Source organism: Haemophilus parainfluenzae (assembly GCF_014931375.1).
Classification (GTDB): Bacteria; Pseudomonadota; Gammaproteobacteria; order Enterobacterales; family Pasteurellaceae; genus Haemophilus_D.
This window is the reverse complement of record NZ_CP063117.1, coordinates 1,289,341-1,297,500: the sequence shown is the minus strand read 5'-3', so window position 1 is coordinate 1,297,500 and position 8,160 is coordinate 1,289,341. Positions and strand designations below refer to the sequence as shown.

10 protein-coding genes (1 of these 10 only partly in view) are annotated in these 8,160 nt (G+C 39.4%); 5 read left to right on the top strand and 5 right to left on the bottom strand.

Features of this window, described 5'->3' with window-relative positions; translation table 11 throughout:
* Nucleotides 1-70 carry the final stretch of a DUF5718 family protein gene (locus tag INP95_RS06380; protein ID WP_197560359.1) on the top strand. 752 nt of this gene lie to the left of the window's left edge, so only the last 70 of its 822 coding nucleotides appear in the window; the start codon falls outside the window, past its left edge; its stop codon occupies nt 68-70.
* Between the two features lie 44 nt (nt 71-114).
* On the opposite strand, the gene birA is transcribed toward INP95_RS06380, so the two are convergent.
* Nucleotides 115-1,029 (bottom strand): bifunctional biotin--[acetyl-CoA-carboxylase] ligase/biotin operon repressor BirA, encoded by a 915-nt coding sequence (birA, locus tag INP95_RS06375; protein WP_420026386.1) that lies wholly within the window; start codon nt 1,027-1,029, stop codon nt 115-117.
* Between the two features lie 132 nt (nt 1,030-1,161).
* On the opposite strand from birA, the gene guaB reads away from it, so the two are divergent.
* The 4 genes from guaB (at nt 1,162) to INP95_RS06355 (ending at nt 5,764) form a co-directional block, all read left to right on the top strand.
* Nucleotides 1,162-2,625: an IMP dehydrogenase gene (gene guaB, locus INP95_RS06370; RefSeq protein WP_197560357.1), complete on the top strand. Its 1,464-nt coding sequence runs from the start codon at nt 1,162-1,164 to the stop codon at nt 2,623-2,625.
* A gap of 91 nt (nt 2,626-2,716) precedes the next feature.
* Nucleotides 2,717-3,187: a hypothetical protein gene (locus INP95_RS06365; protein ID WP_197560356.1), complete on the top strand. Its 471-nt coding sequence runs from the start codon at nt 2,717-2,719 to the stop codon at nt 3,185-3,187.
* A gap of 8 nt (nt 3,188-3,195) precedes the next feature.
* A complete protein-coding gene (gene guaA, locus INP95_RS06360) occupies nt 3,196-4,755 on the top strand; it encodes a glutamine-hydrolyzing GMP synthase (RefSeq protein WP_232088509.1) in 1,560 nt (519 codons plus the stop codon).
* Nucleotides 4,756-4,831: 76 nt separating this feature from the next.
* On the top strand, nt 4,832-5,764 hold the full coding sequence (locus INP95_RS06355; protein ID WP_197560355.1) for an AEC family transporter: 933 nt from the start codon (nt 4,832-4,834) through the stop codon (nt 5,762-5,764).
* 21 nt (nt 5,765-5,785) lie between these two features.
* Here INP95_RS06355 and INP95_RS06350 read toward each other — a convergent pair whose 3' ends face one another.
* From INP95_RS06350 to INP95_RS06335, 4 genes are all read right to left on the bottom strand, one after another.
* The gene (locus INP95_RS06350; protein ID WP_014065152.1) at nt 5,786-6,031 is read right to left on the bottom strand and encodes a YgjV family protein; all 246 of its coding nucleotides are present in this window, start codon (nt 6,029-6,031) and stop codon (nt 5,786-5,788) included.
* 121 nt (nt 6,032-6,152) lie between these two features.
* Nucleotides 6,153-6,482, bottom strand: a complete 330-nt coding sequence (locus INP95_RS06345) for a branched-chain amino acid transport AzlD family protein (RefSeq protein ID WP_197560354.1) — start codon at nt 6,480-6,482, stop codon at nt 6,153-6,155.
* On the bottom strand, nt 6,479-7,204 hold the full coding sequence (gene azlC, locus INP95_RS06340) for an azaleucine resistance protein AzlC (RefSeq protein ID WP_049362213.1): 726 nt from the start codon (nt 7,202-7,204) through the stop codon (nt 6,479-6,481). The genes INP95_RS06345 and azlC overlap by 4 nt, the downstream gene beginning before the upstream one ends.
* A gap of 9 nt (nt 7,205-7,213) precedes the next feature.
* Entirely contained in the window at nt 7,214-8,143 is a 930-nt protein-coding gene (locus INP95_RS06335; RefSeq protein WP_005697769.1) for a LysR family transcriptional regulator, read from the bottom strand.
* Nucleotides 8,144-8,160 lie beyond the last annotated feature (17 nt).

Below are 8,160 nucleotides of genomic sequence, written 5' to 3'. Positions count from 1 at the left end.
AATTGAGAAAATGGCAAGAGATGAAAAATTTGCAGATGACATTTCAGCACTTATTCAGAAAGTGGTTTAACATACATATAAAAAGTGCGGTTAATTTTTGACCGCACTTTTTGTTTACTTCCTTCTTAAAGAAACTTCTCCGGCATTAAAATACCGCTCGCCTTCATCTGTTATGACTTTTAAGTAACCTAGTTTATCAATTCCCTGCTCTATACCTGAAATCGCACCTTGTTCAGTAAAGACATTCACTTCATCACCAAAAAATTCATTATAGTTTATCCATTGTTGCATGAATTCCTCATCAATGCCCTTTTCTTCAAATTTAGCTAATCGAGAATAAATGCGCTGAATTACTTTAATAAGGATCGTCTCACGATCTATATTTGGATCCTGTTCGGTTAGCTGCGCATACGGCTGACTAATTTCGGTTGATTGGGGTAACTTCACATTAATTCCAATACCAATCACTAAGTTTAATAAACCATTCTTATTATTAATAATTTCTACTAATATGCCACCTAGTTTTCGCCCTGAAAGCAAAATATCATTTGGCCATTTCACTTTCACATTTAACGCTTCTGCAATAGCCAAACCAATCACTAAACTTAATCCATCCAATGCTTTTTTAGGATCTATCGTCCAATAAAAACTGAAAATTAACTGCCCTGCAAACGGTGAAAGCCATTGGCGACCACGACGTCCCCGTCCTGCCGTTTGATATTCTGCCAAGCACAAATCACCTTTTTTTAATTGATTAATTTGATTCGTTATAAATTCATTTGTTGAAGAAATAGTTCGATGATAATGCACGGAATAAGGGAAAAGTGCGGTCGAAATTGCTTGCGGATTTAACAAGGGCATTTCTGGCACAAACAGATAAACCTCACTTTCTTCTCGAATATTCAATCCTGCTTCTCGCAATAATGCCATTTCTTGCGCCAATTCACTTGACGTAATATTTAAAAACGACATCAAATCTGACCGCACTTTAGGTTGGCAATCCGATAAACACTCCAATAACGATGGCATATTCATTCCTTCTTATAAAAACCTTGGCAAATCTTACCATAAAAGAGAAAAATTTCATTTTCAACCACATGAAAAATCTGTATAATCCCGGCGCAATATTTTTTGACACACTTTTAACAGCGAGATATTGCCATGCTTAGAATCAAACAAGAAGCGCTTACTTTTGACGACGTTCTACTCGTCCCAGCTCATTCAACTGTTCTTCCGAACACAGCTAACCTCTCAACTCAACTCACCAAAGAAATTCGCTTAAATATTCCTATGCTTTCTGCTGCGATGGATACTGTCACAGAAACCAAATTAGCGATCTCTTTAGCACAAGAAGGTGGCATCGGCTTTATTCACAAAAATATGACGATCGAACGCCAAGCGGATCGTGTTCGTAAAGTGAAAAAATTCGAAAGTGGTATTGTTTCTGAACCGGTGACTGTTTCACCAGATTTAACCCTTGCAGCACTTGCTGAAATGGTGAAGAAAAACGGCTTCGCAGGCTACCCTGTTGTCGATGCTGAAAATAACTTGATTGGTATCATCACTGGCCGCGACACGCGTTTCGTAAAAGATTTAAGTAAAACCGTTTCACAATTAATGACGAAAAAAGAAGACTTGGTCACCGTAAAAGAAGGTGCAAGTCGTGAAACGATTTTAGAATTAATGCACAAAAACCGCGTAGAGAAAGTGCTTGTTGTAGATGATGCTTTCAAATTAAAAGGTATGATCACCGTTAAAGACTTCCAAAAAGCGGAACAAAAACCGAACGCATGCAAAGATGAATTTGGTCGTTTACGCGTAGGTGCAGCTGTAGGCGCGGGTCCAGGTAATGAAGAACGTATTGATGCATTAGTGAAAGCCGGTGTTGATGTGTTGTTAATCGACTCTTCTCATGGTCACTCAGAAGGCGTATTACAACGCGTTCGTGAAACTCGTGCAAAATATCCAAACTTACCTATCGTTGCGGGTAACGTAGCAACGGCTGAAGGTGCTATCGCATTAGCTGATGCGGGTGCAAGCGCAGTGAAAGTAGGTATCGGACCAGGTTCAATTTGTACTACTCGTATCGTAACCGGTGTAGGTGTTCCACAAATCACCGCTATCGCAGATGCAGCGGCGGCATTAAAAGATCGTGGCATTCCAGTTATAGCTGACGGTGGTATCCGTTTCTCTGGTGATATTGCAAAAGCTATCGCTGCAGGCGCAAGCTCTGTAATGGTTGGCTCGATGTTTGCCGGTACTGAAGAAGCACCAGGTGAAATCGAACTTTATCAAGGTCGTGCATTTAAATCTTACCGAGGTATGGGTTCATTAGGTGCGATGGCGAAAGGCTCATCTGACCGTTACTTCCAATCTGATAACGCTGCAGACAAACTCGTACCAGAAGGTATTGAAGGCCGTATTCCATACAAAGGTTACTTAAAAGAAATCATCCACCAACAAATGGGTGGCTTACGCTCTTGCATGGGCTTAACTGGCTGCGCAACCATCGAAGAATTACGCACGAAAGCAGAATTCGTTCGCATTAGTGGTGCAGGTATTAAAGAAAGCCACGTTCACGATGTAACTATTACTAAAGAAGCACCAAACTATCGTATGGGCTAATAATGAATAGTAACTCTAATTTATAAGATATTCTATAAATTAGAGTTCTCAACAAAAAGGTTATTTGAAATACTTATAGTTAGGAATCAAAATGAAAAAACTTTTAATACCTATTTCTTTTTTATTAATATCTTGTTCAACTTCTACAGTCCAACAGGTACCACAGGAACAACCTAAAGTAGAAATCCAAAAAATTTCACTTCCGGCACTATGTTATGATGTTGAAAAGAATCAACTAAGAGCAGAAACGGTTTGGAAAGACAAACCTGTAGCTATTCCTGCTAAAGTTGCTAAGATAGGTAGCACTTATAGTAACTCTAAATTTATAAAAATTGATAATAATAAAGCTATGGCCATTATTGCAAATGACCCTGTCGATATAAATAGTCTTATTTCAGTCAATAAATCTGATGACGTTACTGTAGTGGGATTAATTGATAATGTAAGCATCGCAGAATTTCAAAAAGATAGCTATGAACGTTATAAAAAAGAGGATATAGCATCTCAAGTAGACGAAGCTTATTGTACAGTATATTTAAAAAAATATGGGACGTATAAATAGAGATAATCATGACAAATATCCACAACCATAAAATTCTGATCCTCGACTTCGGTTCACAATATACTCAGCTGATTGCACGTCGTGTGCGTGAAATTGGCGTGTACTGCGAACTTTGGGCGTGGGATGTAACTGAAGAACAAATCCGTGAATTTAATCCAGACGGTATCATTCTTTCTGGTGGTCCAGAAAGTACGACTGAAGCAAACAGCCCGCGTGCACCTGAATATGTATTTAATGCCGGCGTGCCTGTATTGGGTATTTGTTACGGTATGCAAACCATGGCGATGCAACTTGGCGGTTTAACTGAAACCTCTGATCATCGTGAATTCGGCTATGCCTCTGTTTTAATGGATAATCCAACCGCACTTTTCGCTCATTTAAATGATGGTGACAGCAAATTAGATGTATGGATGAGCCATGGTGATAAAGTAACTCGCTTACCTGAAAACTTCCAAGTTACTGGTACGACTCCAACCTGCCCAATTGCCGCGATGTCTGATGAAAGCCGTCGTTTCTACGGCGTACAATTCCACCCAGAAGTGACCCATACTACAAAAGGGTTGGAATTATTAATGAATTTCGTGGTGAATATTTGTGGTTGCGAAACAAAATGGACAGCAGAAAACATTATCGAAGATGCCGTTGCTCGCATTAAAGAGCAAGTGGGCGATGATGAAGTGATTTTAGGTTTATCTGGTGGTGTGGACTCTTCTGTGGTTGCATTACTTTTACATCGTGCTATCGGCAAAAACTTACACTGCGTATTCGTAGATAACGGCTTACTCCGCTTACACGAAGGCGATCAAGTCATGGAAATGTTCGGTGATAAATTCGGCTTAAATATTACCCGTGTTGATGCTGAAAGCCGTTTCTTAGGCGAACTTGCAGGCGTATCGGATCCTGAAGCAAAACGTAAAATTATCGGTAAAGTGTTTGTCGATGTGTTCGATGATGAATCGAAAAAACTTACTAATGTAAAATGGTTAGCACAAGGTACGATCTACCCTGATGTCATCGAATCCGCAGCAAGCAAAACTGGTAAAGCGCATGTGATTAAATCACACCACAACGTAGGTGGCTTACCTGACTATATGAAACTTGGCTTAGTTGAACCTTTACGTGAATTATTCAAAGACGAGGTACGTAAAATCGGTTTAGCATTAGGCTTACCAGCTGAAATGATCAACCGTCACCCATTCCCTGGTCCGGGTTTAGGTGTGCGTGTATTGGGTGAAGTGAAAAAAGAATACTGCGATTTACTACGCCGTGCGGATGCAATCTTTATCGAAGAATTACGCAACAGCGGTTGGTATGAAAAAACCAGTCAAGCCTTCAGCGTGTTCTTACCTGTGAAATCTGTAGGCGTAATGGGTGATGGCCGTAAATATGACTGGGTAATCTCGCTACGTGCAGTAGAAACCATCGACTTTATGACCGCACATTGGGCACATTTGCCTTATGATTTATTAGGCAAAGTGTCTAACCGCATCATCAACGAAGTGAATGGCATTTCTCGCGTAGTATATGACATCAGCGGAAAACCTCCAGCAACTATCGAGTGGGAGTAACCTAAATCAATTTAAAGGGCAAATTATTTGCCCTTTTCTTCTTTCATAGCACTAATTTCTCTCATCAATATTCACTATGGACATTGCATTTTTACTCGGCACTAAAATTATTGAACTGACACTTATTGTGCTTATTGGTTATGGGTTGGTTAAATCAAAATTATTAAAATCTGAAGATAGCAAGACGCTTTCCGTTATTGGGCTTTATGTCATCAGTCCAGCTGTGATGATTGAAGCCTTTCAAATTGATTACACACCTGAAATTCTACAAGGTTTACAACTTTCACTGCTTATGGCGGTGTTTCTTCAGGTTATTCTGATTATTATTGGCAGTCTGTTAAAGCGCCTATTAAACCTTGATCCTATTGAACATGCCACTTCCATTTATTCCAATTCTGGTAACTTAATTATTCCGATTGTGATGTCGTTATTTGGCAAAGAATGGGTCATTTACGCCAGCTGTTTTATTGTGGTTCAAACCTTTCTATTTTGGACGCATTGCCGTTTGATTATTGTAGGAAAAGGAAATTTATCCTTGAAGATGATTGCCAAAAACATCAATATTTGGTCAATTCTCGTCGGAGCATTTTTATTTGCTTTTCAAATAAAATTACCAAGTATTATCAATGGTACACTCTCTTCGATTGGCTTATTTATTGGTCCGAATGCCATGCTTGTTGCGGGTATGCTGATTGCGGCAATTCCTTTACGAAGCATCGTAGCATCCAAACGCATTTATTTAGTCACACTCTTGCGCTTGTTACTTATTCCGATTGCATTATTGGTATTAATAAAACTGATTGGGTTTGTGCATTGGGCTGAAAAAGGGGAAATTATTGTGTTGATTAGCTTTTTGGCTACCACTAGCCCTTCAGCTTCGACAGTGACACAAATGGCAGTGATTTATAACAACAATCCACAGAAAGCCAGCGCCATTTATGGTGTAACGACGCTACTTTGTATGTTTACTATGCCACTAGTGATTGCCTTATATCAAATATGGGGGTAAATCGTGGAAAAGTGCGGTCAATTATTTTAGTACTTTTGATGCCGGCTGCTCTTTTTTCAAACGATAAAGTTGATATAAGTTAACGAAAACTAAGAATGCGTTTAGAAGCGCAACTGGATAAGATTTGATGATCAAACTGTAAACGACAAAAAGTACCGCTCCAATTGCATTAACAACTCTCAAGTGAACAATCGATTTAAATAAAAAAGACGCAGCCACAAAGAATGTTGCCAAATAACCTAATAATTCGATGAAATTAAATTCCATAAATCTCTCCGTCAACAATGATTTAGGCGGCATCATAAAAGATTTTGGAATTGAGGAAAAGAGGCGAAATAAAGGCAACCGATTGCAATATCAAGAAATTTTTATTTCGCTCAACATTCGTTTAGATAAAGACTTTTTGCACTAAAAACATATAAAAAATTGTGCCTGCCGAGATAGAAAGAAACATGTTCTTTTTCCAGAAATGTAACACCAATACCAAAGCCCCCGCAATGAAATCGGGTAAGCCGTGATAACCACTCAATACATCCACATTTTTATAGCAATACACCACTAACATCCCAAACATCGCCGCAGGCAATACTTTGCCAAGGTAACGAATATAGTCTGGAATCGGGCGATTGGCGGGAAAGATCCAGAATGGCAATAATCGAGTAAATTGCACGCACAGAATACAAATCACAATGGTGATAATTTGTTCCATCAATGTCATTTTAGTGCCTCTAATTTAGATGAAAGTTTAGGACGTCGTACCGTTAATAGAATCCAGATACTGATTAGAGTTGGCACTAAAAAGTGTTCTTTCCCAACAATTAATAGCGATGCAAAAGCCACACCTAAACCTAATAATGAGCTTTCATGAGATTTCTCTTTGAGCCAGTTTTCAGCAAAAATCACCAGGAAAAGTGCAGTCATACCAAACTCTACCCCTTTTAAATCAAAAGGAATGATTGAACCAAATAGATTACCTAATCCGGCTCCTACAACCCAATAAAGATGGAGATAAAAACTGACAAAGAACATATACCAGCCTTTATCTAAATGATCGGGAATCTTCGCCATATAGTTCAGGGAAAAACTTTCATCGACTAGGGTACTAATTAAATACCAACGTTTTTTCCCGAGTTGAGCACCATATTTTTCTAACATAGAAATACCATAAAAAATTTGGCGACCACTTACCATCAGCGTAACCAACGCAACACTTAAAGGCGAAAAAGGCATAACTAAGGCGGCAGCGGCAATAAATTCCACGGAGCCCGCATAAATGAGTGCTGCCATTGCCACAGGGAACCAAACACCGAATCCAAGTGCTTTCATGTAAATGCCGTATGCTATGCCTAAAAATAAAAAGCCGGCAAGCATTGGCATGCTGTAAGGAAATGCCGCTTTTGCTGCGGCTTTGATGGGATTTTCTGTCACTACTTCTGACATATTGACCTACTACAACTCTAAAACAGACAAACCAGGTAAGGTCGAAAAACTTTGTGCTTTTACTGTTTGATGGAAATCTTCGATATAAGCTAAATTAGCATCTTCTTTACGAATCGCGGCATAGAGATTACTGTACAACCCTTCTTCTGTAATTTTACGCGCCACCACATACCCTTTTTCTAAATAAGGTAATGCCGCCCAATAAGGTACGGTAGCAATGCCTCGACGACTCGCTACTAATTGGATCAAGGCGATCGTTAGCTCCGTTGTACGACGTGGCGGATTAATACCTTTTGGTTTCAACACTTGACGATATAAATCTAACATATCATCAGGAACAGGATAGGTTACCCAAGTTTCTTCAGCGAAATCTTCCGCCTGCCAAACCTCTTTATTGGCTAATGGATGATCTTTAGAACAGATTCCCACCATTTCATAAGAAAATAACGGCTTAAATAAAACATCATCATTTTGTTCAACTTCAGACACGATAGCCCAATCTGCACGATGAGATAATAACAATCCAACCGGATCAGTGTGGAAACCAGACACAATATCCAATTCTACCAAGCTCCAATGCTGACGAAATTCATCCATCGCAGGCATTAACCAGTCGAAACAGGTATGACACTCCACTGCAATTCGCAACTGCCCTGCATCACCGTGTTTTACACGTGCAAGTTCACGTTCTGCATCTACCACTTTCGGAAGAATTTCATTGGCAAGACGAATCAAACGATCGCCAGCTGCGGTAAAACGCAATGGATTACTTTTACGCTCAAACAAAGGTAAGCCGAATTGCTCTTCCATTAACTTAATTTGATGAGAAAGTGCCGATTGTGTTAAATAAACACGTTTTGCCGCCATCGAAACGCTGCCTGTTTCCTTCAAAGCAAGCAAGGTTCTTAGGTGACGAAGTTCAAGAAATGTTGGTTTCATTAGAATAATTCATAAAG

Bases quoted from the DNA above. Each gene is read 5' to 3' on its own strand.
- birA (WP_420026386.1), bottom strand. From the start codon at position 1,029: ATGCCATCGTTATTGGAGTGTTTATCGGATTGCCAACCTAAAGTGCGG.
- guaB (WP_197560357.1), top strand. From the start codon at position 1,162: ATGCTTAGAATCAAACAAGAAGCGCTTACTTTTGACGACGTTCTACTC.
- guaA (WP_232088509.1), top strand. From the start codon at position 3,196: ATGACAAATATCCACAACCATAAAATTCTGATCCTCGACTTCGGTTCA.
- INP95_RS06355 (WP_197560355.1), top strand. From the start codon at position 4,832: ATGGACATTGCATTTTTACTCGGCACTAAAATTATTGAACTGACACTT.
- INP95_RS06345 (WP_197560354.1), bottom strand. From the start codon at position 6,482: ATGACATTGATGGAACAAATTATCACCATTGTGATTTGTATTCTGTGC.
- azlC (WP_049362213.1), bottom strand. From the start codon at position 7,204: ATGTCAGAAGTAGTGACAGAAAATCCCATCAAAGCCGCAGCAAAAGCG.
- INP95_RS06335 (WP_005697769.1), bottom strand. From the start codon at position 8,143: ATGAAACCAACATTTCTTGAACTTCGTCACCTAAGAACCTTGCTTGCT.
- INP95_RS06365 (WP_197560356.1), top strand. From the start codon at position 2,717: ATGAAAAAACTTTTAATACCTATTTCTTTTTTATTAATATCTTGTTCA.
- INP95_RS06350 (WP_014065152.1), bottom strand. From the start codon at position 6,031: ATGGAATTTAATTTCATCGAATTATTAGGTTATTTGGCAACATTCTTT.